At 53.9% G+C, this 25,466-nt stretch carries 23 protein-coding genes; 14 read left to right on the top strand and 9 right to left on the bottom strand.

The window, feature by feature from the left end:
* The first annotated feature begins 1 nt into the window (after position 1).
* The 6 genes from yihT to ompL all read left to right on the top strand — a co-directional run bounded on the left by yihT (position 2) and on the right by ompL (position 7,831).
* Positions 2-877 (top strand): sulfofructosephosphate aldolase, encoded by an 876-nt coding sequence (yihT, locus tag WFN75_RS21065; protein WP_336996762.1) that lies wholly within the window; start codon positions 2-4, stop codon positions 875-877.
* A 14-nt stretch (positions 878-891) separates the two neighbouring features.
* Positions 892-2,133 carry a sulfoquinovose isomerase gene (gene yihS / locus WFN75_RS21070; protein WP_336996763.1) on the top strand — a complete coding sequence of 414 codons (1,242 nt, stop codon included), beginning with the start codon at positions 892-894 and terminating at the stop codon, positions 2,131-2,133.
* A gap of 16 nt (positions 2,134-2,149) precedes the next feature.
* Positions 2,150-4,174: an alpha-glucosidase gene (locus WFN75_RS21075; protein ID WP_336996764.1), complete on the top strand. Its 2,025-nt coding sequence runs from the start codon at positions 2,150-2,152 to the stop codon at positions 4,172-4,174.
* 45 nt (positions 4,175-4,219) lie between these two features.
* Complete coding sequence (locus WFN75_RS21080) at positions 4,220-5,602, top strand: MFS transporter (protein WP_040077948.1); 1,383 nt, start codon at positions 4,220-4,222, stop codon at positions 5,600-5,602.
* Positions 5,603-5,645: 43 nt separating this feature from the next.
* Positions 5,646-7,070 (top strand): MFS transporter, encoded by a 1,425-nt coding sequence (locus WFN75_RS21085; RefSeq protein ID WP_212478573.1) that lies wholly within the window; start codon positions 5,646-5,648, stop codon positions 7,068-7,070.
* A 74-nt stretch (positions 7,071-7,144) separates the two neighbouring features.
* On the top strand, positions 7,145-7,831 hold the full coding sequence (ompL, locus tag WFN75_RS21090; RefSeq protein WP_046886178.1) for a porin OmpL: 687 nt from the start codon (positions 7,145-7,147) through the stop codon (positions 7,829-7,831).
* A gap of 50 nt (positions 7,832-7,881) precedes the next feature.
* Here the strand turns inward: ompL and typA are convergent, their stop codons facing one another.
* Positions 7,882-9,705 carry a ribosome-dependent GTPase TypA gene (typA, locus tag WFN75_RS21095; RefSeq protein ID WP_046886177.1) on the bottom strand — a complete coding sequence of 608 codons (1,824 nt, stop codon included), beginning with the start codon at positions 9,703-9,705 and terminating at the stop codon, positions 7,882-7,884.
* Positions 9,706-10,082: 377 nt separating this feature from the next.
* Here typA and glnA point away from each other — a divergent pair, with 377 nt between their 5' ends.
* The 4 genes from glnA to WFN75_RS21115 all read left to right on the top strand — a co-directional run bounded on the left by glnA (position 10,083) and on the right by WFN75_RS21115 (position 14,393).
* A complete protein-coding gene (gene glnA, locus WFN75_RS21100) occupies positions 10,083-11,492 on the top strand; it encodes a glutamate--ammonia ligase (protein ID WP_040077943.1) in 1,410 nt (469 codons plus the stop codon).
* Positions 11,493-11,685: 193 nt separating this feature from the next.
* Positions 11,686-12,735 (top strand): nitrogen regulation protein NR(II), encoded by a 1,050-nt coding sequence (gene glnL / locus WFN75_RS21105; protein WP_040077941.1) that lies wholly within the window; start codon positions 11,686-11,688, stop codon positions 12,733-12,735.
* A gap of 11 nt (positions 12,736-12,746) precedes the next feature.
* Positions 12,747-14,159, top strand: coding sequence for a nitrogen regulation protein NR(I) (gene glnG, locus WFN75_RS21110; RefSeq protein ID WP_046886176.1), 1,413 nt, complete (start codon positions 12,747-12,749; stop codon positions 14,157-14,159).
* Between the two features lie 111 nt (positions 14,160-14,270).
* Entirely contained in the window at positions 14,271-14,393 is a 123-nt protein-coding gene (locus tag WFN75_RS21115) for a YshB family small membrane protein (protein WP_154298886.1), read from the top strand.
* Positions 14,394-14,428: 35 nt separating this feature from the next.
* Here the strand turns inward: WFN75_RS21115 and hemN are convergent, their stop codons facing one another.
* Both hemN and yihI read right to left on the bottom strand, forming a co-directional pair.
* Positions 14,429-15,802, bottom strand: a complete 1,374-nt coding sequence (gene hemN, locus WFN75_RS21120) for an oxygen-independent coproporphyrinogen III oxidase (protein WP_336996765.1) — start codon at positions 15,800-15,802, stop codon at positions 14,429-14,431.
* Between the two features lie 188 nt (positions 15,803-15,990).
* Positions 15,991-16,509 carry a Der GTPase-activating protein YihI gene (gene yihI / locus WFN75_RS21125; protein ID WP_046886174.1) on the bottom strand — a complete coding sequence of 173 codons (519 nt, stop codon included), beginning with the start codon at positions 16,507-16,509 and terminating at the stop codon, positions 15,991-15,993.
* Between the two features lie 586 nt (positions 16,510-17,095).
* Between yihI and yihA the strand changes: the two genes are divergently transcribed.
* Complete coding sequence (yihA, locus tag WFN75_RS21130) at positions 17,096-17,722, top strand: ribosome biogenesis GTP-binding protein YihA/YsxC (RefSeq protein ID WP_046886173.1); 627 nt, start codon at positions 17,096-17,098, stop codon at positions 17,720-17,722.
* A 99-nt stretch (positions 17,723-17,821) separates the two neighbouring features.
* On the opposite strand, the gene WFN75_RS22725 is transcribed toward yihA, so the two are convergent.
* The 3 genes from WFN75_RS22725 to WFN75_RS21140 all read right to left on the bottom strand — a co-directional run bounded on the left by WFN75_RS22725 (position 17,822) and on the right by WFN75_RS21140 (position 21,425).
* Positions 17,822-17,869, bottom strand: a complete 48-nt coding sequence (locus WFN75_RS22725) for a spot 42 RNA, inhibition of DNA synthesis (protein ID WP_071892919.1) — start codon at positions 17,867-17,869, stop codon at positions 17,822-17,824.
* A 166-nt stretch (positions 17,870-18,035) separates the two neighbouring features.
* Positions 18,036-20,828 carry a DNA polymerase I gene (gene polA / locus WFN75_RS21135; protein ID WP_336996766.1) on the bottom strand — a complete coding sequence of 931 codons (2,793 nt, stop codon included), beginning with the start codon at positions 20,826-20,828 and terminating at the stop codon, positions 18,036-18,038.
* A 327-nt stretch (positions 20,829-21,155) separates the two neighbouring features.
* The gene (locus WFN75_RS21140) at positions 21,156-21,425 is read right to left on the bottom strand and encodes a hypothetical protein (protein WP_286772262.1); all 270 of its coding nucleotides are present in this window, start codon (positions 21,423-21,425) and stop codon (positions 21,156-21,158) included.
* On the opposite strand from WFN75_RS21140, the gene WFN75_RS21145 reads away from it, so the two are divergent.
* Positions 21,319-22,173, top strand: a complete 855-nt coding sequence (locus WFN75_RS21145) for an acyltransferase (protein WP_336996769.1) — start codon at positions 21,319-21,321, stop codon at positions 22,171-22,173. The genes WFN75_RS21140 and WFN75_RS21145 overlap by 107 nt on opposite strands.
* 13 nt (positions 22,174-22,186) lie before the next feature.
* Here WFN75_RS21145 and dsbA read toward each other — a convergent pair whose 3' ends face one another.
* The 3 genes from dsbA to WFN75_RS21160 form a co-directional block, all read right to left on the bottom strand.
* Positions 22,187-22,810, bottom strand: coding sequence for a thiol:disulfide interchange protein DsbA (gene dsbA / locus WFN75_RS21150; protein WP_046886170.1), 624 nt, complete (start codon positions 22,808-22,810; stop codon positions 22,187-22,189).
* A 27-nt stretch (positions 22,811-22,837) separates the two neighbouring features.
* A complete protein-coding gene (locus WFN75_RS21155; protein WP_207292663.1) occupies positions 22,838-23,824 on the bottom strand; it encodes a serine/threonine protein kinase in 987 nt (328 codons plus the stop codon).
* Between the two features lie 75 nt (positions 23,825-23,899).
* Positions 23,900-24,169, bottom strand: coding sequence for a YihD family protein (locus WFN75_RS21160; RefSeq protein ID WP_046886168.1), 270 nt, complete (start codon positions 24,167-24,169; stop codon positions 23,900-23,902).
* A 68-nt stretch (positions 24,170-24,237) separates the two neighbouring features.
* On the opposite strand from WFN75_RS21160, the gene mobA reads away from it, so the two are divergent.
* Together mobA and mobB are read left to right on the top strand one after the other, a co-directional pair.
* Positions 24,238-24,822 carry a molybdenum cofactor guanylyltransferase MobA gene (gene mobA / locus WFN75_RS21165; protein ID WP_336996767.1) on the top strand — a complete coding sequence of 195 codons (585 nt, stop codon included), beginning with the start codon at positions 24,238-24,240 and terminating at the stop codon, positions 24,820-24,822.
* Positions 24,819-25,325 (top strand): molybdopterin-guanine dinucleotide biosynthesis protein MobB, encoded by a 507-nt coding sequence (gene mobB, locus WFN75_RS21170; RefSeq protein ID WP_336996768.1) that lies wholly within the window; start codon positions 24,819-24,821, stop codon positions 25,323-25,325. The genes mobA and mobB overlap by 4 nt, the downstream gene beginning before the upstream one ends.
* The last annotated feature ends 141 nt before the right edge of the window (positions 25,326-25,466 follow it).

The raw sequence follows: 25,466 nt of genomic DNA on the forward strand, positions 1-25,466 counted from the left end.
AATGACGACGTACACCCTGAACGATATCACCCGGCCTTCCGGCGGTTTTGCAATGCTGGCCGTTGACCAGCGCGAGGCGATGCGCCTGATGTTTGCCGCAGCGGGTGCCCCGGTGCCGGTCAGCGACCAACACCTGACCGATTTTAAGGTCAACGCGGCCAAAATCCTCTCGCCGTATGCCTCTGCGATCCTGGTCGACCAGCAGTTTTGCTATCGCCAGATCGTCGAGCAGCAGGCGGTGGCCAAAAGCTGCGCAATGATTGTGGCCGCCGACGAGTTTATTCCGGGGAACGGTATTCCGGTCGACAGCGTGGTGATTGATAAAAATATCGATGCACAGGCGGTTAAACGCGACGGCGGCAAGGCGCTGAAACTGCTGGTGCTCTGGCGCAGCGATGAAGATCCGCAGCAGCGTCTGGAGATGGTTAAGGCGTTTAACCAGCTGTGTCACGACAACGGATTGCTGAGCATTATCGAGCCCGTTGTTCGCCCGCCGCGTCGCGGGGCCACCTTTAACCGCGAACAGGCCATTATCGAGGCAGCAATAGAGCTCGGCGACAGCGGTGCCGACCTCTACAAGGTGGAGATGCCGCTGTTCGGCAAAGGTTCTCAGCAGGCGTTGCTGACCGCCTCGCAGAAGCTGAACGAGAACATCGCCATGCCGTGGGTGATCCTCTCTTCCGGCGTGGACGACAAACTCTTCCCCCGCGCGGTACAGGTTGCCATGCAGGCGGGCGCATCCGGTTTTCTCGCTGGTCGGGCCGTCTGGTCGTCGGTGGTGGGTCTGCCGGACACTGAAATGATGCTTCGCGATATTTCTGTACCGAAATTGCAGCGTTTGGGTGAGATCGTCGACGAAATGATGGCTCGCCGTTAAGAAAGGAGCTGAACATGAAATGGTTTAACACCCTGAGCCACAACCGCTGGCTTGAGCAAGAGACCGACCGCATTCTCGATTTCGGTAAAAACGCCGCCGTGCCGACCGGCTTCGGCTGGCTGGGCAATAACGGCCAGGTGCGTAGCGATATGGGCACCCACCTGTGGATCACCGCCCGCATGCTGCACGTTTACGCGGTTGCCGCCAACATGGGGCGTCCTGGCGCGTATGCGCTGGTTGAGCACGGCATCAACGCCCTGAACGGCCCGCTGCGCGACAGTCAGCACGGCGGCTGGTATGCCTGCGTTAACGATGAGGGCGTGATCGACGCCTCCAAGCAGGGTTATCAGCACTTCTTCGTGCTGCTGGGTGCGGCAAGCGCCGTCACCACCGGCCACCCGCAGGCGCGCCCGCTTCTCGACGAGGCCATTGCGGTGATCGAGCGCTACTTCTGGAGCGAAGAGGAGCAGATGTGCCTCGAATCCTGGGATGAAGCGTTCAGCAAGACCGAAGATTACCGCGGCGGTAATGCCAATATGCACGCCGTGGAAGCCTTCCTGATCGTCTATGACGTGACCCACGATCGTAAATGGCTCGACCGCGCCCTGCGCATTGCCTCGGTGATTATTCACGACGTGGCGCGCAAGGGAGATTATCGCGTTAACGAGCATTTCGACACTCACTGGAACCCGATCCGCGATTACAACATCGATAACCCCGCCCACCGCTTCCGCGCCTACGGCGGCACGCCGGGCCACTGGATCGAGTGGGGCCGCCTGATGCTGCACCTGCGCGCCGCGCTGGAAGCGCGCTTTGAAACGCCGCCAGCGTGGCTGCTGGAAGATGCGAAAGGCCTGTTCCACGCCACCATCCGTGATGCCTGGGCGCCCGACGGGGCCGATGGTTTTGTCTACTCCGTGGGCTGGGACGGCAAGCCTATCGTGCGCGAACGCGTACGCTGGCCGATCGTCGAGGCGATGGGCACGGCCTATGCGCTCTATACGGTCACCGGCGAGGCGCAGTACGAGACGTGGTATCAGACGTGGTGGGATTACTGCATCAAATACCTGATGGATTACGAAAACGGTTCATGGTGGCAGGAGCTGGATACCAATAACGAAGTGACCACCAAAGTCTGGGACGGCAAGCAGGATATCTACCATCTGCTGCACTGCCTGGTGATCCCCCGCCTGCCGCTGGCACCGGGCTTAGCCCCTGCCGTCGCCGCCGGTTTGCTGGACAGCCTGGCTAAATAATAAAAACGGAGTTTATATGCGTACCCTACACAATATTGATTTAAAGAATACTGAAACAGGTTTCACCCTGCGCTGGCAGGATCGCCTGATTATCTCCCACTCCGCCGATGCGCCCTGCCTGTGGATCGGTGCGGGTGAGGCAGATATTGAGATGTTTCGCGGCAACTTCAGCATCAAAGACAACCTGAATGAGAAGATCGCGCTGACCGAAGCGACGGTTACGCAGCAAGAGGCGGGCTGGGCGATCCGCTTCACCCGCGGCGACACGGTGAGCGCCACGTTGCGGATCGGTGTGGATGCAGAAGGTCGCCTGGAACTCAGGCTGCAAAACGATGCCACCAGCCATAACCGAATCTGGCTGCGGCTGGCAGCGCAGCCGGAGGATCATATCTACGGTTGCGGGGAGCAGTTCTCCTACTTTGACCTACGCGGCAAGCCGTTCCCGCTGTGGACCAGCGAGCAGGGCGTGGGGCGTAACAAGCAAACTTACGTCACCTGGCAGGCCGACTGCAAAGAGAACGCCGGGGGCGACTACTACTGGACCTTCTTCCCGCAGCCCACCTTTGTGAGCACCCAAAAGTACTACTGCCACGTCGATAACAGCTGCTATATGAACTTCGACTTCAGCGCGCCGGACTACCATGAGCTGGCTTTCTGGGAAGATAACGCCACGCTGCGCTTCGAGTGTGCAGAAACCTACGTCGATCTGCTGGAAAAACTCACCGCCCTGCTGGGCCGTCAGCCGGAACTGCCGGACTGGGTTTACGATGGCGTGACGCTCGGCATTCAGGGCGGCACCGACGTGTGCCAGCAGAAGCTCGACGCCATGCGTAACGGCGGCGTGAAGGTGAACGGTATCTGGGCGCAGGACTGGTCCGGCATTCGCATGACCTCCTTCGGCAAACGCGTGATGTGGAACTGGAAGTGGAACAGCGAGCTTTATCCGCAGCTGGATACCCGCATTCCGCAATGGAAACAGGAAGGCGTGCAGTTCCTCTCCTACATCAACCCGTACGTCGCCAGCGATCGCGACCTGTGCGAAGAAGCAGCGAAACGCGGCTATCTGACGAAAAACGCCGAGGGTAAGGATTACCACGTCGAATTCGGCGAGTTTTACGCGGGCGTTATCGACCTGACCAACCCCGAAGCCTATGACTGGTACAAAGAGGTCATCAAAAAGAACCTGATCGAACTGGGCTGCGGCGGCTGGATGGCCGATTTCGGCGAGTATCTGCCGACCGACACCTTCCTGCATAACGGCGTAAGCGCGGAAATTATGCATAACGCCTGGCCTGCGCTGTGGGCGAAATGTAACTACGAGGCGCTGGAGGAGACCGGCAAGCTTGGCGAGATCCTGTTCTTTATGCGCGCGGGCTATACCGGCAGCCAGAAGCACTCGGTGATGATGTGGGCGGGCGATCAGAACGTCGACTGGAGTCTTGACGACGGCCTGGCCTCGGTTGTTCCCGCGGCGCTCTCGCTGGCGATGACCGGCCACGGCCTGCACCACAGCGATATCGGCGGTTATACCACGCTGTTCGGGATGAAGCGCAGCAAAGAGCTGCTGCTGCGCTGGTGCGATTTCAGCGCCTTCACGCCGATGATGCGTACCCACGAAGGCAACCGCCCTGGCGATAACTGGCAGTTCGACGCCGACGCCGAAACCATCGCCCACTTCGCGCGGATGACCAGGGTCTTCACCACGCTGAAGCCGTATATCAAAGCCGCGGTTGCACAGAACGCTAAAACGGGCCTGCCGGTGATGCGCCCGCTGTTCCTGCACTACGAAGACGACGCGCGCGCCTACACGCTGAAGTATCAATACCTGTTTGGCCGCGATCTGCTGGTGGCACCCGTTCACGAAGAGGGCCGCACCGACTGGACCCTGTACCTGCCACAGGACACCTGGGTGAATGCCTGGACGGGAGAAACCTGTCAGGGCGGTGATGTGACCGTCGAAGCCCCGCTCGGTAAAACTCCGGTCTTCTATCGCCAGCAAAGCGAATGGGCAGATCTGTTTAGCACCTTACGTCATATCTGATAAGGCTCGCCCGCAGGGAGACCTGCGGGCAGACGGAGAACAATAATGAGTCAACATACTTCTGATCCGGCAACCCTACGCCTGCCGTTTAAAGAAAAACTCGCCTACGGGATGGGCGATCTCGGCTCTAACATCCTGCTGGATATCGGCACGCTGTACCTGCTGAAGTTTTATACCGACGTGCTGGGCCTGCCTGGCACCTACGGCGGCATTATCTTCCTGATCGCTAAGTTCTTTACCGCCTTTACCGATATGGGCACCGGGATCATGCTCGACTCCCGGCGCAAGATCGGGCCGAAGGGCAAATTCCGCCCGTTCGTGCTCTATGCGGCGTTTCCGGTCACGCTGCTGGCGATTGCAAACTTCGTCGGCACGCCGTTTGAGATAACCGGCAAAACGGTGATGGCGACGGTGCTGTTCATGCTGTACGGCCTGTTCTTCAGCATGATGAACTGCTCTTACGGCGCCATGGTGCCCGCCATTACCAAAAACCCGGACGAGCGCGCCGCGCTGGCGGCCTGGCGTCAGGGCGGCGCGACGCTGGGCCTGCTGCTGTGTACCGTCGGCTTTGTCCCGGTGATGAACCTGATTGAAGGCAATGATCAGCTGGGCTATATCTTTGCCGCCACCCTCTTCTCGCTGTTCGGGCTGTTCTTTATGTGGTGGTGCTATAAGGGCGTGACCGAGCGCTACGTCGAGGCGCAGCCTGCTAACCCCGCACAAAAGCCGGGCCTGCTGCAGTCGTTTCGCGCCATCGCCGGCAACCGCCCGCTGTTTATTCTCTGTATTGCCAACCTCTGCACGCTGGGGGCCTTTAACGTCAAACTCGCCATCCAGGTCTACTACACGCAGTACGTGCTGAACGACCCGATCCTGCTGTCGTACATGGGCTTCTTCAGCATGGGCTGTATTTTTATCGGCGTGTTTATGATGCCCGGCGCGGTGCGTCGCTTCGGTAAGAAAAAGGTCTACATCAGCGGGCTGATGATTTGGGTGGCCGGCGATCTGCTCAACTATTTCTTCGGCGGCGGCTCGGTGAGCTTTGTGGCGTTCTCATGCCTGGCGTTCTTCGGCTCCGCGTTTGTGAACAGCCTGAACTGGGCGCTGGTGTCCGATACCGTGGAGTACGGTGAGTGGCGCACCGGTGTGCGCTCCGAGGGGACGGTCTATACCGGCTTTACCTTCTTCCGCAAGGTTTCCCAGGCGCTGGCGGGCTTCTTCCCGGGGATCATGCTGACGCAAATCGGCTATGTGCCCAACGTGGTGCAGTCTGCCGGAACGGTTGAAGGGCTACGGCAGCTGATATTTATCTACCCGAGCCTGCTGGCGGTCATCACCATCGTGGCGATGGGCTGCTTCTACAACCTCAACGAGAAGATGTATGTGCGCATCGTGGAAGAAATTGAACTGCGCAAACGTACGGCCTGAATGACTTGAGCGCGCGCCCTGCGGGGCGCGCAGAGGATCGACCATGACACATACTCCTGATCCGTTAACCCTGAAGCTGAGCCTGCGCGAGAAGTGCGCCTATGGGATGGGCGATTTTGGCTCGAACCTGATGCTCTGTATCGGCACGCTGTATCTGCTGAAGTTTTACACCGATGAGCTGGGCATGCCCGCCTTCTATGGCGGCATTATTTTCCTGGTCGCGAAGTTTTTTACCGCCTTTACCGACATGCTGACCGGGGTGCTGCTGGATTCCCGGCGTCATATCGGCGCGAGAGGCAAATTCCGGCCATTCATTCTGTATGCCTCTGTGCCGGTGGCGCTGGTTGCCACGGCGCAGTTTATGGCCAACGATTTTAGCCTGACGGTGAAGACAGCCCTCGCCACCGTGCTCTTTATGATGTTCGGCCTGTGCTATAGCCTGATGAACTGCTCTTACGGCGCGATGGTACCGGCCATCACCAAAAACCCGAACGAGCGGGCGCAGCTTGCGGCATGGCGTCAGGGCGGCGCGACGGTGGGGCTGTTACTTTGCACCGTCGGCTTTATGCCCATTCAGGCGCTGTTCGTCAGCCAGCCCTCCCTCGGCTATCTGGTGGCCGCACTGGTGTTTGTCACCGGCGGTTTGTTCTGCATGTGGTGGTGCTACAGCGGCGTAAAAGAGCGGTATGTCGAGATCTCGCCCGATCACCATAAACCCGGGATCCTGAAGTCCTTCTGCGCCATCTTCCGCAACCCACCGCTGCTGGTGCTGTGCATTGCTAACCTCTGCACCCTTGCGGCGTTTAACATCAAGCTGGCGATTCAGGTCTATTACACCCAGTACGTGCTCAACGATCTGCATTTGCTGTCGTGGATGGGCTTTTTCAGCATGGGCTGCATTCTGATTGGCGTGTTTCTGGTGCCCGGTGCCGTAAAACGCTTTGGCAAGAAGCCGGTTTATCTGGGCGGACTGGCGCTGTGGGCAGTGGGCGACGTGCTGAACTTCTTCTGGGGAACCAGCTCGCTGCTGTTCGTGCTCTTTTCCTGCATGGCCTTTTTCGGCACGGCGTTTGTGAACAGCCTGAACTGGGCGCTGGTGCCGGACACCGTCGATTACGGCGAGTGGAAAACGGGCATTCGCGCCGAAGGATCGGTCTATACCGGCTACACCTTCTCACGCAAAATCTCCGCCGCCCTCGCCGGGTTCCTGCCGGGCATTATGTTGACGCAGATTGGGTATATACCTCATGCCGTGCAGAGCGCTGGCACGTTGCTGGGATTGCGTCAGCTTATTTTCCTCTGGCCGTGCGGCCTGGCGATTGTTGCCGCCGTGACCATGGGGCTGTTTTATAAACTCAACGAAACGCGCTTCGCGTTTATTATCGAGGAGATTGGAAAGCGGAAAAAACAGTCAGCGAATACCCCTGAGACAACCCCTAACAATAAAGCGTCAGCAGTCACTTTATAACAATAAATCCGGCCCGCAGTTCCTTCCTGATAATCAGGAGGGAGGCCTTTCTGTACTTGATACATGGACAAATTATGAAAAGAATCATCACTGTACTGATTGTGTCGTCTGTGTCCTGCCCGGTATTTGCCGGGGCGTATGTTGAAACCCGCGAAGCCTACAATACGGCCTCTGAGCTGCACGAGGTGATCCTGCGCGCGGGATATAACTTCGATATGGGCGCGGGGCTGATGTTCACCAACGCCTATAACGTGGGGAAATGGGACGAACTCAAGCACAGCTATAACGAAATAGAGGGGTGGTACCCGCTCTTTAAACCGACCGACAAACTCACCTTTCAGCCCGGCGGCCTGATTAACGACAGTAGTGCCGGTTCGGGTGGTGCCCTTTATTTTGACACTAACTATAAATTCACGGACGGGTTTAATCTGACGTTCCGCTATCGCTATAACCATAATAATTACGATACGCCGGACGATAACGGGCTAATGGATAAGAATGACACGCACGAATTCGCCAACTACTGGAATTTCAGGCTTACGGATGCGTTTTTCTACACCTTTGAACCGCACTATTTTCAGCGGGTGAATGATTACCACAGCAAAAACGGCAAGGATCATCATTGGGAAATAACGAATAAGTTCAGCTATAAGCTCGACAGAAACTGGCTGCCGTATCTCGAACTTCAGTGGCTGGATAGATGGAATGATTACAACCGGGAGCAGTATCGAATCCGTCTGGGATTACGCTACGCGTTCTAATAAAAAAGCCGCTGATCTCTCAGCGGCTTTTTAGTGTCCGTTAGTGAAGATTAATCTTCTTTCGGACCGCGCATTGCGCGTTTACGGTCGTTCTCAGTCAGGTGACGTTTACGGATACGAATTGACTGTGGAGTCACTTCTACCAGTTCGTCATCATCGATGAACTCCAGAGCTTGCTCCAGGGTCATCTTGATCGGTGGAACCAGAACCGTCGCTTCGTCAGTACCGGACGCACGCATGTTGGTCAGTTTCTTACCGGTCAGGCAGTTTACAGTCAGGTCGTTAGAACGACTGTGAATACCGATGATCTGGCCTTCATAAACTTCCGCACCGTGACCCAGGAACAGCTTACCGCGGTCCTGCAGGCTGAACAGGGCGAACGCAACCGCTTTACCCTGACCGTTAGAGATCAGAACGCCGTTGTTACGCTGGCCAACGTCGCCTGGACGAACGTCGTCGTAGTGGCTGAAGGTGGAGTACAGCAGACCGGTACCTGAAGTCATGGTCATGAACTCAGAACGGAAGCCGATCAGGCCACGGCTTGGGATCACGTAGTCGAGACGTACGCGGCCTTTGCCATCTGGATTCATGTTTTTCAGGTCGCCTTTACGCTCACCCAGAGCCTGCATCACAGAACCCTGGTGCTGCTCTTCAACGTCCAGCGTCACGTTTTCGAACGGCTCTTGTTTACGGCCGTCGATTTCGCGGAAGATAACTTTCGGACGGGAAACCGCCATTTCGAAACCTTCACGACGCATGTTTTCGATCAGAACTGACAAGTGCAGCTCACCACGACCGGAAACGCGGAAGGCGTCCGCATCAGGGGTCTCTTCAACGCGCAGCGCAACGTTGTGCACCAGCTCTTTGTTCAGGCGGTCAAGGATCTGACGAGAGGTAACGAACTTACCTTCTTTACCACAGAACGGAGAGGTGTTGACGTTGAAGAACATGGATACGGTCGGTTCATCAACGGACAGGGCTGGCAGCGCTTCAACTTTCTGCGGATCGCAGATAGTGTCGGAGATGTTCAGCTCGCCCAGACCGGTGATGGCAATGATATCGCCAGCTTCAGCGATGTCGCTATCGATACGCTCGAGACCCAGGTGAGTCAGCACTTTGCCCACTTTACCGTTACGGGTTTTGCCTTCGCTATCGATGATAGTGACTTGCTGGTTAGGCTTAACTTTACCGCGCTTGATACGACCAATGCCGATAACGCCAACGTAGTTGTTGTAATCGAGCTGAGAGATCTGCATCTGCAGGGTGCCGTCGAGATCAACGTTTGGTGCAGGAACACGGTCAACAATTGTCTGATACAGCGGGGTCATGTCTTCCGCCATATCTTCGTGGTCCAGACCTGCAATACCGTTCAGCGCAGAAGCGTAAACGATAGGGAAGTCCAGCTGCTCGTCGGTCGCGTCGAGGTTAACGAACAGGTCGAATACCTGATCTACAACCCAGTCAGGACGCGCGCCAGGACGGTCAACTTTGTTGATAACAACAATTGGCTTCAGACCATGGGCGAACGCCTTTTTGGTCACAAAGCGCGTCTGCGGCATTGGGCCATCCATTGCGTCAACGACCAGCAGAACGGAGTCTACCATGGACATTACACGCTCAACTTCACCACCGAAGTCGGCGTGGCCTGGGGTATCAACGATGTTGATACGGTAGTCATTCCATTTGATGGCGGTGTTTTTGGCGAGGATGGTAATCCCACGCTCTTTCTCCAAATCGTTGGAGTCCATCACACGCTCTTGAGTTTCGGCACGAGCATCAAACGTACCGGACTGCTGCAGCAGCTTATCAACCAGGGTAGTTTTACCATGGTCAACGTGCGCGATGATGGCGATGTTACGCAAATTTTCGATCACAACTTTGCCTCAGGCATTTAGAAATAGCGCGTTATTGTACACGGATTAATCGCACTACAAAACAGGATCACAAACATCCCCCGCAAACAAGTATTGCAGAGATGCTTTGTGATCACTTTCACGGAGCGGTAAAAGGGCACTTTAACGTAAATTGCACCAATATGGTGCTTAATGTTCACATTGAAGCACTATACTGGTGCAACATGACCATCATGGTGCAGCCCTTTTGCACTATAGTGCGCATGATAACGCCTTTTTGGGGTGTTTTAAAAGTTGGCACAGATTTCGCTTTATAAAAAACATGGCATCCAGCCAGTACAAACAGAAATTGAAGACCTCGTTACCACGACGACAATGACCAATCTGGAGAGTTAAGTATGTCCGCTGAACACGTTTTGACGATGCTGAACGAACATGAAGTGAAGTTTGTTGATCTGCGCTTCACCGATACCAAAGGTAAAGAACAGCACGTCACTATTCCTGCTCATCAGGTAAACGCCGAATTCTTTGAAGAAGGCAAAATGTTTGACGGCTCCTCCATTGGTGGCTGGAAAGGCATTAACGAATCCGACATGGTTCTGATGCCAGATGCAACCACTGCGCTCATTGACCCGTTCTTCGAAGAACCAACCCTGATCATCCGTTGCGATATCCTCGAACCAGGCACGCTGCAGGGTTACGACCGCGACCCGCGCTCCATCGCGAAGCGCGCTGAAGAGTACCTGCGTTCCACCGGCATCGCAGATACCGTTCTGTTTGGGCCAGAGCCAGAGTTCTTCCTGTTTGACGACATCCGTTTCGGCGCGACCATTTCAGGTTCCCATGTTGCTATCGATGACATCGAAGGCGCATGGAACTCCTCCACCAAATACGAAGGTGGTAACAAAGGTCACCGTCCTGGCGTGAAAGGCGGTTACTTCCCGGTTCCTCCGGTCGACTCTTCACAGGACATCCGCTCTACCATGTGTCTGATCATGGAAGAGATGGGCCTGGTGGTTGAAGCACACCACCACGAAGTGGCAACGGCTGGCCAGAACGAAATCGCGACCCGCTTCAACACCATGACCAAAAAAGCGGACGAGATTCAGATCTACAAATACGTTGTTCACAACGTGGCACACCGCTTCGGTAAAACAGCGACCTTTATGCCAAAACCGATGTTTGGCGATAACGGTTCCGGTATGCACTGCCACATGTCTCTGTCCAAGAACGGTACCAACCTGTTCTCTGGCGACAAGTATGCTGGTCTGTCCGAGCAGGCGCTGCACTACATTGGCGGTGTGATCAAACACGCTAAAGCCATCAACGCCCTGGCGAACCCAACCACCAACTCCTACAAGCGTCTGGTCCCAGGCTACGAAGCGCCGGTTATGCTGGCCTACTCTGCCCGTAACCGTTCTGCTTCTATCCGTATCCCGGTTGTTGCCTCTCCGAAAGCGCGTCGTATCGAAGTGCGCTTCCCGGACCCAGCGGCTAACCCATACCTGTGCTTCGCCGCGCTGCTGATGGCTGGCCTGGACGGTATCAAGAACAAGATCCACCCTGGCGAAGCCATGGACAAAAACCTGTACGACCTGCCGCCAGAAGAAGCGAAAGAGATCCCACAGGTTGCCGGTTCTCTGGAAGAAGCCCTGCAGGCGCTGGACGCAGACCGTGAGTTCCTGACCGCGGGCGGCGTGTTCACCGATGAAGCTATCGACGCTTACATCGCGCTGCGCACTGAAGAAAACGACCGCGTGCGTATGACTCCACACCCGGTTGAGTTCGAGCTGTACTACAGCGTTTAAGTTAGAGATGAAAACCTGGCGAATTTCTTGTCATAAAACGAAAGACGCCAGAAGATTTTTTGTTGCCGTGGAAACTTTCAGCCCATCTTCGGATGGGCTTTTTTCACCATCAACAACCTGATTTGACGAGTTTTTTACCGCGAAAACGCTATACTGCACTAAAAGAGTGCAATCAACGTCAGGAGACTGCTGAATGGCAACTGGCACGCTGCCCGATGCTGGGCAGATCCTCAATTCACTGATTAACAGCATCTTACTGGTCGATGATGAGCTGGCTGTTCATTTCGCCAACCCAGCGGCACAGCAGCTGCTCGCCCAGAGTTCACGCAAACTGTTCGGCACCCCGCTGCCGGAACTCTTAAGTTATTTTTCGTTGAATATTGGTCTGATGCAGGAGAGTCTGCAGGCGGGCCAGGGCTTTACCGATAACGAAGTGACGCTGGTGATTGACGGGCGCTCGCATATTCTCTCCCTGACCGCCCAGCGGCTGCCTGAAGGATTAATTCTGCTTGAGATGGCGCCAATGGATAATCAGCGTCGCCTGAGCCAGGAACAGCTTCAGCATGCGCAGCAGGTTGCCGCCCGCGATCTGGTGCGGGGATTGGCCCATGAAATCAAGAATCCGCTGGGCGGACTGCGGGGTGCTGCGCAACTGCTCACCAAAGCCCTGCCCGACCCTGCGCTGGCGGAATATACCAATGTCATCATTGAGCAGGCAGACCGTCTGCGTAATCTGGTGGACCGTTTGCTTGGCCCGCAGCAGCCCGGTATGCACGTCACGGAGAGCATTCACAAGGTCGCCGAGCGCGTGGTGAAACTGGTCTCTATGGAGCTGCCTGAAAACGTCACTCTGGTGCGGGATTACGATCCCAGCCTTCCCGAACTGCCACATGATCCCGACCAGGTTGAGCAGGTTCTTCTCAATATTGTGCGTAATGCCTTGCAGGCATTAGGACCTCAGGGCGGTGAAATTGTGCTGCGTACGCGTACGGCGTTCCAGCTAACGCTGCACGGGGTCCGCTATCGTCTGGCCGCGCGGATTGATGTGGAAGATAACGGCCCAGGCATTCCTTCCCAGCTGCAGGACACGATCTTTTACCCCATGGTAAGCGGTCGCGAAGGTGGCACCGGGCTGGGCTTATCGATTGCCCGTAATTTGATTGATCAGCATTCCGGCAAAATTGAATTTACCAGTTGGCCAGGTCATACCGAGTTTTCGGTTTACCTGCCGATTCGGAAATAGAGGGTTAAGTTATGCAACGAGGGATAGTCTGGGTAGTTGATGACGATAGCTCCATCCGCTGGGTGCTTGAACGCGCGCTAACCGGCGCAGGGTTACATTGCACAACCTTTGAAAGCGGCAACGACGTGCTCGACGCACTCACCACCAAAACCCCGGATGTGCTGTTATCTGACATCCGCATGCCCGGCATGGACGGGCTGGCGCTGTTGAAGCAGATAAAGCAGCGTCATCCAATGCTTCCGGTCATCATAATGACCGCACACTCGGATCTGGACGCAGCCGTTAGCGCCTATCAGCAAGGGGCCTTCGACTATCTGCCCAAGCCGTTTGATATTGATGAAGCCGTGGCGTTGGTTGAACGCGCGATTAGCCATTATCAGGAGCAGCAACAGCCACGTAACACGCCGGACTTTGGCCCCACCACCGATATCATTGGCGAAGCGCCCGCAATGCAGGATGTGTTCCGCATTATCGGTCGTTTGTCGCGCTCCTCTATCAGCGTGCTGATTAACGGTGAATCGGGCACCGGTAAAGAACTGGTCGCACATGCTCTGCATCGCCACAGCCCGCGGGCAAAAGCCCCCTTTATCGCCCTGAACATGGCGGCGATCCCCAAAGACCTGATTGAGTCTGAACTCTTTGGTCACGAAAAAGGGGCCTTTACCGGCGCAAATACTATTCGTCAGGGGCGATTTGAGCAGGCCGATGGTGGCACGCTCTTCCTGGATGAGATCGGCGACATGCCGCTGGATGTACAGACACGTTTACTGCGCGTACTGGCTGATGGCCAGTTCTATCGCGTGGGCGGCTATGCCCCGGTGAAGGTGGACGTGCGTATTATTGCGGCCACCCATCAGAATCTGGAGATGCGGGTGCAGGAGGGCAAATTCCGTGAGGATCTGTTCCACCGCCTGAACGTCATCCGTGTACACCTGCCGCCGCTGCGTGAGCGTCGGGAGGACATTCCACGTCTGGCGCGTCATTTCCTGCAGGTTGCGGCCCGTGAACTGGGCGTTGAAGCGAAGTTGCTGCACCCGGAGACGGAAGCGGCTTTAACGCGTCTGGCATGGCCTGGTAACGTGCGTCAGCTGGAAAATACCTGTCGCTGGCTGACGGTCATGGCTGCGGGCCAGGAAGTGCTGATTCAGGATCTGCCGCCTGAGCTGTTTGAAGCGCCTGTTCCGGAAAGCGCCGGCGGCCAGACATTGCCCGACAACTGGGCAACGCTGCTGGCCCAGTGGGCTGACCGTGCGCTGCGTTCCGGTCATCAAAACCTGCTTTCCGAGGCGCAACCGGAGATGGAACGTACTCTGCTCACCACTGCGCTGCGTCATACCCAGGGGCATAAGCAGGAGGCGGCACGCCTGCTGGGTTGGGGACGCAATACGTTGACGCGCAAGTTAAAAGAGCTGGGAATGGAGTAGCACGCGTACCGATTGTAAAAATGGGCAGTCAGGTGCAATTTGCTGCATTTTTATACTTTACTGTTCCGATGAGTTGGGTATGATCTCGCCCGAAAATCGGGGAGAGTCATCATGCTGGAATCAATTATCACTATGGCGGCAGGGAGCATCGAGGCGGGTGCAGCTGCCGGCCATACGCCGCAAACCGCAATCGCTGCGGTGCTTTGTGCGGCACTGGTTGGGCTGTTTAGCTGACCGAAACCCCTCTCCCCCTGGGAGAGGGGTACATATCAAATGACGCGCGAGAACTGCTGTAGACGCGCTTTCTGACGCAAATACGCGTCGAAACACATGCAGATATTACGAATCAATAAACGCCCTTTCGGCGTCACTTCAATTGCGTGCTCGTTAACATCCACCAGCCCATCTTTCGCCAGCGGTGCGAGCAGACTCATATCTTCTGCAAAGTAGTCGCTAAATTGCAGATCCCATTGCGCTTCTACCACGCTAAAGTCGAGACGGAAGTTGCAGATAAGTGCTTTGATCACATCACGACGGATGCAGTCGTCACGCGTTAATGCGATGCCGCGCCAGAGCGCATTACCGGTTTCATCAACCTGCTGATAATAGAGCTTTAACTCTTTCTGATTTTGCGCGTAGCAGTCACCCAGCATGCTGATTGCCGAGACACCCATCCCCAGCAGATCGGTATCGCCCTGCGTGGTATAGCCCTGGAAATTACGGTGCAGTACCCCTTCGCGCTGAGCAATTGCCAGCTCGTCATCCGGGCGGGCGAAGTGATCCATCCCGATAAACTGATAGCCGGTTTCGGTCAGCGAGGCGATGGTTTCCTGCAGGATATCCAGCTTCTGCTGGGCAGAAGGCAGATCGGCCTCTTTAATTTTGCGCTGAGCGGCAAACAGCGTCGGCAGGTGCGCATAGTTGAAGACACTCAGACGGTCCGGGTTAAGTTCGCCCACGCGCTTCAACGTGAAGGCGAAGCTCTCAGGCGTTTGCTTAGGCAGACCGTAAATCAGATCAATGTTGGTCGAGGTAAACCCGATATCACGCGCGTGGTTGAGCAGGGCAAAGATAAAATCTTCGTCCTGCTCGCGGTTAACCAGCCGCTGGACCTCTTTGTTAAAGTCCTGCACGCCCATACTCAGGCGGTTGAACCCTTCAGCGCGGAGGTGATCCAGCACATCCAGCTCAATTTCGCGCGGGTCAACTTCAATCGAGATCTCTGCGTCATCGATGAAAGCGAAGTGATTACGCAGTAGCGTCATCAAACGGCTAATCTGCGCTTTATTCAGATAGGTTGGCGTGCCGCCGCCCCAGTGCAGCTGAGTGACGTGACGACCCGCAAACAGCGGCGCACGATGCACAATTTCTTGTTCCAGGGCATCCAGATACTGATCGGCTTTATGCTGCTGGCGGGTAACAATTTTATTGCAGCCGCAGAAATAGCAAAGCTTGTGGCAGAAAGGAATATGAACATACAGGGAGAGCGGGCGCTCAGGATAACGCGCAACAGCCTGCAAAAAATCGGGTTCTTTGAACGCGTCTGAAAACTCAAGCGCGGTCGGATACGAGGTATAACGTGGCCCGGAATAGTTATATTTCTGGATCAGGGCCAGATCCCAGTCGATGGTTGGTACAGACATGCTCACTCCCTCCGTTGGTGTCGCGTTCGTTTACGGCGGCCCGGCCTGGTTCCTGTAGGCGCCAGCATCCGGGTGCGCAGCCACTTCTGTCGCCGCGACAACCGCCGTAGTTTAACGAATAACCACACCAGATAACATACAACCGGAAGGGTTATAAGCAGGACAACTGTACCTGCCGGGTGCAAATGTTAATTTCCACCTTTCAGAAGACGCATCATATCTTCTTTCTTTTCTTCTTCTTCGTCTTCTTCTTCTTCGTCGTCGTAAGACAGACCAAGCTTCTGCATCAGTTCGTCGATGCGGTCCAGTTTAGCATCTACCCAGGACTGCTCTTCGGCGGTCAGGGCTTCACCCTCTTCAAGACGTTCCAGCAGCGCGTCCAGGCGCTCATCGTTCTCCAGCATATCCAGCTCAGCCTGCGGTGAAAGCATAGGTTTCTCGCTCTTTGGTTTGTGCTGCTTAGTGACTGGGGTGTCGGTCACGCCCAGTGGAATGGGAGTTTTACTGCCAATACGCGGATCTTTCTGCTGTTTGTTTTTCGCAGAAGAACCGGATGCACCGCTTCCGCTGGCACGACTGCCCGCAGCATGACCACGATGCTTTTTATCGCGCTTACGATCGCGTGCTTCCTGATTAAGTTCTTCACGCGTTTTGCGTCGGGCTTTTGCGGGGCGCTTAGCACCTGCTGCAGAGGTCGGTTTTTTCATGGTGTTTTGTCTTTTACGTCGTTTTCTTCAGTATAGAATTGCGGCGAAATCTAGCAGAAAGCAAGCAAAGAAAAAAGGCGACAGAGCAATCTGTCGCCTTTTTTCCTGACTCTTACCCTTATCGGGTCTCACGTTCCGTGTATGCCTTCAACAAACCCTGTTTTTCCGTTAGCAGATACCGTCCGTGATATGTTCCCTTTCCTTTCCTTTTAAACGCCTCCAGGCGTTCGTCATCCTGACTATCCTGAGTCTTCGCCTCCTGGCGCTCCTGACCCTTATCCTTAAGTCCGTATCCTGTTGGCATCCTCGCCGTTGAAAGATACTTTACCGTCCTGAAGTAAACTAACAAGCCACTCGCGTTATTTAACGCTTAATTTCAGAATTGGCTGAATACCTAATCACCTGATTTTAATCATTTTGATTTTCATATGCCCTACGATTTCTCTGAAATCTCCCATAGGCTGAATGGCATATCTCTTACAAAGTTTATGGTTTTTACTTATAGAGCCAGTGCCAATGGGAAAAGCCTTTTTGTTCTGTTCAGGTATAATCCCCCTCAACGTTACGAATTTCTGGAGACAACCACGTGACCAAGCTGAATTATCACCAGACGCATTTTGTTCTGAGTGCGCCTGATATCCGTCATTTGCCTGCTGATACTGGTCTTGAAGTGGCATTTGCCGGCCGGTCAAACGCGGGGAAATCCAGCGCCCTGAACACGCTGACCAATCAAAAAAGCCTTGCCCGTACTTCTAAAACGCCGGGGCGTACGCAACTTATTAACCTGTTCGAAGTGGCGCCAGGTAAACGCCTGGTCGACTTGCCTGGCTACGGCTATGCAGAAGTTCCGGAAGAGATGAAGCTGAAATGGCAGCGCGCGCTCGGTGAATATCTGGAAAAACGACTGTGCCTGAAAGGGTTAGTGGTACTGATGGATATCCGTCATCCGCTTAAAGATCTCGATCAGCAGATGATCAACTGGGCCGTCGAGAGCGATATCCAGGTGCTGGTTCTGTTAACCAAAGCTGACAAGCTGGCCAGCGGAGCACGTAAGGCGCAGCTGAATATGGTGCGTGAGGCTGTACTGGCCTTTAACGGCGATGTTCAGGTTGAAGCGTTTTCTTCTCTGAAGAAGCAAGGCGTGGATAAGCTGCGTGAGAAGTTAGATAGCTGGTATAACGAGCTGGAACCCGCGACAGAAGCGGAAGAGTGATAATCAGCGCGGCGATGTCCGCGCTTTTTTTGGCTCAAATATTTTCTTTGCCCCAATAAAAAACGCCCCAGTCATTACTGACTGGGGCGGCTAAAATATTCAGCCAAATCCGATTACGTGAAGTAAAAGGTCTGAAAGATAGAACATCTTACCTCTGTACCCTACGTCGTTAACTCTACTCTTTTTTAGGTTATAGACAAAGCACTTTTTGTAGTTTTTTTTCATTCTTTACATAGGTAAATCGAATGATCGTCACAAAAAGTTCTTAGTTATGTTGCTTACTTACAGGAAATTCCCTTTTCCCCCAGTATGTTTAGTGAGCTTGATCCCAGTTTTCGCCACTTCCTACTTCCACCAGCAGCGGAACATCCAGTTTCATGCTGTTTTCCATCAATTCATGGATCTTATGCGTTGCCGCCTCGAGATCGTCTTTGTGTACCTCAAAGACCAGTTCATCGTGTACCTGCATGATCATATGCACCCGCGGCTTTTCCTTTTCCAGCCACGCATCGACGGCGATCATCGCGCGCTTAATAATATCCGCTGCGGTGCCCTGCATCGGGGCGTTAATCGCCGCACGCTCTGCGCCGGCACGACGCGCCGCATTGCTGGATTTGATATCCGGCAGGTACAGGCGTCGGCCATCGAGCGTTTCGACATAGCCTTGCTCTTTCGCCTGGGCGCGGGTGCGTTCCATGTACTGCAGCACGCCAGGATAACGTTCAAAGTACAAATCCATATACCGCTGGGACTCTTTACGCGGAATGTTCAGCTGACGCGACAGGCCGAAAGCGCTCATACCGTAGATCAAACCGAAGTTGATCGCTTTAGCGCTGCGACGCTGTTCGTTCGTCACGCTGTCCAGCGGCAGACCAAAGACTTCGGCGGCCGTTGCGCGGTGAATGTCCTGGCCTTCAGCAAACGCCGTCAGCAAGCCTTTATCACGCGACAGATGCGCCATAATGCGCAGCTCAATTTGCGAGTAGTCCGCTGAGACGATCACGTAATCTTCCGGAGCAATAAATGCCTGGCGAATACGTCGCCCCTCTTCGTTACGTACCGGGATATTTTGCAGGTTAGGATCGGTGGAGGATAAACGACCTGTCGCCGCCACCGCCTGGTGGTACGAGGTATGCACTCGTCCGGTTTTGGGATTGATCATCAACGGCAGCTTGTCGGTATAGGTCGACTTCAGCTTCGCCAGCCCGCGATATTGCAGAATCACTTTCGGCAGCGGGTAGTCCAGCGCCAGCTCCTCAAGCACCTCTTCTGACGTCGATGGTGCGCCGCCCGGCGTTTTCTTCAGCGGTTTAATTCCCTGCTTCTCAAACAGGATAGTCTGCAACTGTTTAGGCGAAGAGAGATTAAACGGCTCGCCGGCGAGCTCATGGGCTTTTTGCTCGAGCTCCGTCAAGCGCTGCGCCAGCTCGCCAGAATGGTTATGCAGTACCGTTGGGTCAATTTTGACGCCATTGCGTTCAATACGGGAAAGCACCGGCACCAGCGGCATCTCTACATGCTGGAATACGTTCATTGGGCCTGCCTGCTTTTGCAGTTTTGGCCACATTTTCAGATGCAGCTGCAGGGTAACGTCCGCATCTTCTGCGGCATAACGGCCCGCTTCTTCAAGCGCAATCTGGTTAAAGGTAAGCTGATTCTTGCCCTTACCGGCGATCGCTTCGAAGGTGATGGTTTGATGCTTCAGCCAGCGGTCAGATAGCGAATCCATATCATGACGGCCCGCCACGCTATCCAGAATGTAGGATTCCAGCATGGTATCGAAGGCGATACCGCGAAGCTCAATACCGTAATTCTGCAGTATGCCACGGTCATACTTCAGGTTTTGCCCGACCTTCAGCGCTTTGTCATCTTCCAGAATAGGTTTCAGCAGCTCAAGCACTCGTTCGCGAGAGATCTGATCCGGGGCATCCAGGTAGTCATGTGCCACAGGAACATAGGCCGCAATGCCCGGCTCCGTCGCAAACGACAGGCCTACCATATTGGCTGAAATGTTATCGAGACTATCGGTTTCGGTATCAAATGCGAAAACCGGCGCGTTTTTTAATTTCTCGATCCAGGCGACCAGCTGTGACTCTTCGAGAACCGTTTCGTAGTGTTCAAAAGAGAGCGTCACGGCTTCTTCTTCTGCCTGCTCTTCAGCATCGACCACAATTGTCTCTTTCGGCTTCGCCGCGGGTTTCGCCCCTTTCGCCTGCAGCCATTTACCCGCTTCTACGTCCGCGCTCCAGCGTTTGAATTCATACTGTTTAAACAGACTCAGCAGTTCGTCTGCTGCAGGCTGTTGTACTTCAAGCTGTTCGCAGCCCAGCTCTAGCTCTACGTCGGTTTTAATGGTGGCCAGCTTATAAGAGAGATAGGCCACCTCTTTGTTATCGGCAAGCTTACCCGCCATGGTCTTCGCACCACGGAAGGTGAGACCGGCAATTTTGTCCGATTCTGCGTAGAGCGTATCCAGCCCGCCTAACCCCTGCAGCAATGCCTGGGCAGTTTTCTCACCCACACCCGGTACGCCGGGAATGTTATCCGAGGAGTCGCCCATCAGAGCGAGGAAATCGATAATCAACTCTGGCGGTACACCATATTTTGCGACCACCTCTTCTGGACCCAGAATCGTGTTGGTCATGGTATTGATGAGGGTGATCCCTGGCGTAACCAGCTGCGCCATATCTTTATCACCCGTACTAATCAGAACCGGACGACCCATTTTTTCGGCTTCACGCGCCAGGGTACCAATCACGTCGTCAGCTTCAACACCCGATACCGCCATTAAAGGCAGACCCATCGCTTTAACCATCTTGTGCAGCGGTTCAATTTGCGCGCGCAGATCGTCTGGCATTGGCGGACGGTGAGATTTGTAGTGCTCAAACAGCTCATCACGGAAGGTTTTACCCTTGGCATCAAAGACCACAGCCGCGTGGCTGGGTTGATACTGCATGATTAAACTGCGCAGCATATTCAGCACGCCATACATTGCGCCGGTAGGCTCTCCGGCGCTGTTGGTCAGAGGAGGAAACGCATGATACGCCCGATACAGGTATGAAGAGCCGTCGACGAGAATAAGAGGGTTTTCTGGGATCTGAACCATAGTGTCCGTGCCTTTGAGTAATTTATGGATAAAGGATGCCACATCAGGATGAAAACATCAGTTTTTCAGGCCTAATACAGACAAAGATTTTGCGATCGTCGGGATCGTTCGCAAATCTTGCCTGTGGATAAGTTTGTGTGTAGTTTCTGGCAGCCTGGATAACTCTCCGTATCCGCGATCCTTATAAATATATTAATCATTATTTATCAGTTGCTTATATTTGGATCCCGGGCAGATTAACGGACCTGGCGACTATTTACTCCATGTGGATATTAACTACGCCAGCCTAAATAAACAGAATAAACCTCCGCTACAACAGCGTTTTCCTCACTGCCCCACGTTAAACCACCGTTCTTTTGCCTGATTTCTGGTAAAATCAGCGCCCTGCGCCTGCACCAGAGGGCGATACTCACGTAACTCTTTGAAAATACTAATCATGTCGAGACTGCTCGCTGCGATAATACTGTTGATCAGTGTCGCATTAACTATTCTGCTCACCATCGCCTGTTCTGTGCCGATCATCATTGCCGGCGTCATTAAATTGCTAATGCCGTTACCGGGCGTATGGCGCGCAGTCTCTACTTTTTGCAATTTCATGATGTATTGCTGGTGCGAAGGATTAGCTGTTCTGCTCAAACTCAACCCCCATTTAAAATGGGATGTGCAGGGCCTTGAGGGGTTAAACAAGAAAAACTGGTATTTGCTCATCTGTAACCATCATAGCTGGGCAGACATCGTAGTGTTGTGTGTGCTCTTCCGCTCGCATATTCCCATGAACAAGTATTTTCTTAAGCAGCAGTTAGCCTGGGTTCCTTTTCTGGGCCTGGCATGCTGGGCGCTCGATATGCCTTTTATGAAGCGCTATTCGCGCAGTTATCTTATTCGCCATCCTGAACGGCGGGGACAAGATGTCGACACTACCCGGCGTTCTTGCGAAAAATTTCGTGTTCATCCCACAACTATCGTGAATTTTGTGGAGGGATCGCGCTTCACAGAAGAGAAGCAGCAGCAAACGCACTCTCCTTATCGTCACCTACTGGCGCCCAAGGCAGCAGGCATCGCTATGGCTGTCCATGTCCTGGGCCAGCAGTTCGATAAGTTGCTTAACGTTACGCTCTGTTATCCTGAGAATGATCAGACGCCTTTCTTTGACATGCTAAGCGGTAAGCTGACACGCATTGTAGTACGTGTGAATTTGATGCCTGTGGCGGAGGAACTGCACGGGGATTATGTTAACGACAAGAATTTTAAACGCCGTTTCCAGCTCTGGCTGAACACGTTATGGAGCGAGAAAGACGCGCTTATAGAGAACCTCAAAGCAGAATATAAAAAAGCCGGTCATTGACCGGCTGTTTTTTTTACTTTTTCTCTACCAGGTATTTCACCGTATCAGCATATTGCTGTACGAAAATATCCATGCTGCTGGTGTCCATGCCCTGCATGTTCAGCTGATATTTACCGTTAACATACATTGCCGGAACGCCGCGCAATTGCATGTCGGCAGCAGCCTTTTCCTGCTGAGCTACAAGGGATTTCACCACGAAGCTATTCCAGGCCGCGTCGTACTCTTCGCCTTTCACGCCCGCGTCTACAAAGACTTTACGGATATCGGCAGTTGTCTGCACGGTCTGCGTTTTCTGCACCGCTTCGAACATTGGCGCAGTGATTTTATCTTCCACGCCCAGCGCCATCGCTACGGCCCATGCCTGCGTCAAATCTTTACCCAACGGGCCAAGAAACTCGACATGGTATTTGGTCATTTTGGTGCCTTCTGGCAGTTTTTTCTTCACGTTATCGGAAACGTGGAGAACCTGCTCGAACTCATAGCAGTGCGGGCAGTAGAAGGAGAAGAACTCAAGCACCTGAGGTTCTCCGGCGACAGGCTTTTCAAGGGTGATGTACTGTTTGCCATCGGTGAACTGCGCTGCCGATGCGCTAAATGCCAGAATCATACCTGCCAGCGCCAGCCAAATTTTTTTCATGATCACTTATCTCCTGGATGTGTCGGATTAATACATGGGCGTTAATTGTAAAGGGGGTTCCTGAAGAACCTTCACTTGTTCAACAAAGGTGGAAATCTGATTACGCCAGTAATCTTCGCCGGTAAGCCACGGGAAGTTTCTGGGGAACGCGGGATCGTCCCAACGCCTGATTAACCATGCGAGATAATATACAAAACGCATGGCGCGTAAAGGCTCAATCAGGGCAATTTCATCTGAATCGAACGGCGTAAATTCTTCATATGCTTCGATAATAGTTTCAAGCTGCATACGCTGCTCGGCTTTATCGCCGTTCAATAACATCCAGAGATCCTGAATGGCCGGGCCCATACGGGCGTCATCAAGATCGACAAACAACGGGCCATCTCGCCAGAGAATATTCCCGGCATGACAGTCCCCATGCAGTCGCAGCGTATTGACGTTGTCGTCCCAGCGCGCAGAGACAGCAGCGATAAGTTTATCCGTCGCGCTAAGGAAAGATACTTTCAGGGCGGAGGGGATCAGCGAGGAGGTCTCGAAGACCTGCCGCGGTTCGTGCAGATATTCCTGCGTACCGATAGTCGGACGAACGTTAAACGCTTTTTTCTGCCCCGTCTGATGGATTCGGCCGAGATAGCGCGCCACCCACTCCATCTGATCGATGTTATCGGCTTCAAATTGTCTGCCACCAAGACTGGGGAAGACGGCAAAAGAGAATCCCTGATGCGTTAATAGCGTTTGATTAGCGAAGGCAAGGGGGGCGGCGACCGGTACCTCATCAGCCAGCAGATCGAGCGCAAACTGATGTTCTTCCTGGATTTGCTCAGCAGTCCAGCGCTGCGGGCGGTAAAACTTCACCACGAAGCGCTGGCGATCCTCGTCCTGAAACTGGTAGACGCGATTTTCGTAGCTGTTTAAGGGAGTAAGTCCGGAGTCCACACGAATGCCCTGTTCAAACAGTGCATCCATAATGGTATCCGGATGTAAGGTCTGGAAATTGAAAGCCTGGTCGTTCATCCGATCATCCGGAAATTATACGAATGATTCAGGATATCATTTAACGACGCAAACGGTGGTACCTCTTACAAGCTTTTACTCTTTAATTATGCCGCGCGCGCGCAACAAAGCGGTTTTGAAATCCTCTTCATAATCTTTCTTAATCCCCGGAATTGCCGCGTCTTTTTCGCTATCACGCATTTTTAAGTGATAGATCAGAATGTCGTCAGAAAGGTCGGTCAGCTCGCCCTCAAAACCTGACTCCTGAGCCAGTTTCTGTAAAAATTGCATCAGGTTCAGCTCTGGCTCTTTTTGCCAGGCTGGCTGGAGAAGTTCAATGACTTCGTTGAGACGTTTACATTTCATGGTGATGCTCCTTTCGTTTAGAGTGACACGTTAGCAGGGTCAATCCCACAATAAAAGAGGCGATATTAGTGAGCCAGGTGAGTAATATCTGCGGCGTGATCCTTGCGGGGGGCAAAGCTTCTCGCATGGGCGGGATCGATAAAGGTCTACAATGTCTAAACGGCAAACCGCTATGGCAGCATGTCGCGGACGCATTGTGTCGCCAGGTCGCGACGCTGGCGATCAGTGCCAACAGGAATCTCGACATTTATCAATCCAGTGGGTATCCGGTTTATCAGGATCGGTTGCCTGGTTTTCCGGGTCCCCTTGCCGGCATGTTATCGGTGATGCAGCAGTCACAGGCAGAGTGGTTTCTGTTCTGCCCCTGCGATACCCCCTTCATTCCTGCCAGTCTGGTTGAACGCTTTCTATCTGCGGCAGCAGACGCGCCGGTTGTCTGGGCGCATGACGGTGAGCGTGACCATCCCGCCGTGGCATTGTTACACCGCAGATTAATAGCACCACTAGAGGATTACTTGGCGGCTGGAGAGCGGCGTGTCATGGTTTTCCTGCGTCAATCCGGGGGGCACGCAGTGGATTTCAGCGATCTGAAATCGTCATTTATCAACATCAATACTATTGAAGAGATCATTAAGCATCAGGGGACGATATGACACCGATTCTGGCCATCGCTGCCTGGAGCGGCACAGGTAAAACGACACTGTTAAAAGCACTGATCCCGGTACTATGTGCCAGAGGGATCCGGCCAGGTCTGATTAAACACACGCATCACAATATGGATGTAGATATACCGGGTAAAGATAGCTATGAGCTACGCAAAGCCGGGGCATCGCAAACGCTGGTCGCCAGTAACAACCGTTGGGCGTTGATGACCGAGACGCCGAGCGCAGAGCCACTGGACTTGCATTACCTGGTGAGCAGAATGGATCATTCTGTATTGGATCTGGTGCTGGTCGAGGGGTTTAAACATGAAGCCGTACCGAAGATTATTCTTTTCAGAAGTAATGCAGGGCACAGTCTTAGCGAGCTAACGCTGGATAATCATGTTATCGCTGTAGCCAGCGATATTCAGCTGGATCTGAAGGTTCCATTGCTGAATTTGAATGACACAGACAGTCTGGTGTCGTTTATTGAGACGTGGTTAGCAGCGCAATAACCCGCATTTTGCGAGTTATGACGTTATAAGAACGCAAAAAGCCCATCCTTCCGGATGGGCTCTTCACTTATTTGATGCCTGGCAGTTCCCTACTCTCGCATGGGGAGACCCCACACTACCATCGGCGCTACGGCGTTTCAC

Source organism: Leclercia sp. UBA7405 (assembly GCF_037152215.1).
GTDB classification, from domain to species: Bacteria; Pseudomonadota; Gammaproteobacteria; order Enterobacterales; family Enterobacteriaceae; genus Enterobacter; species Enterobacter pneumoniae.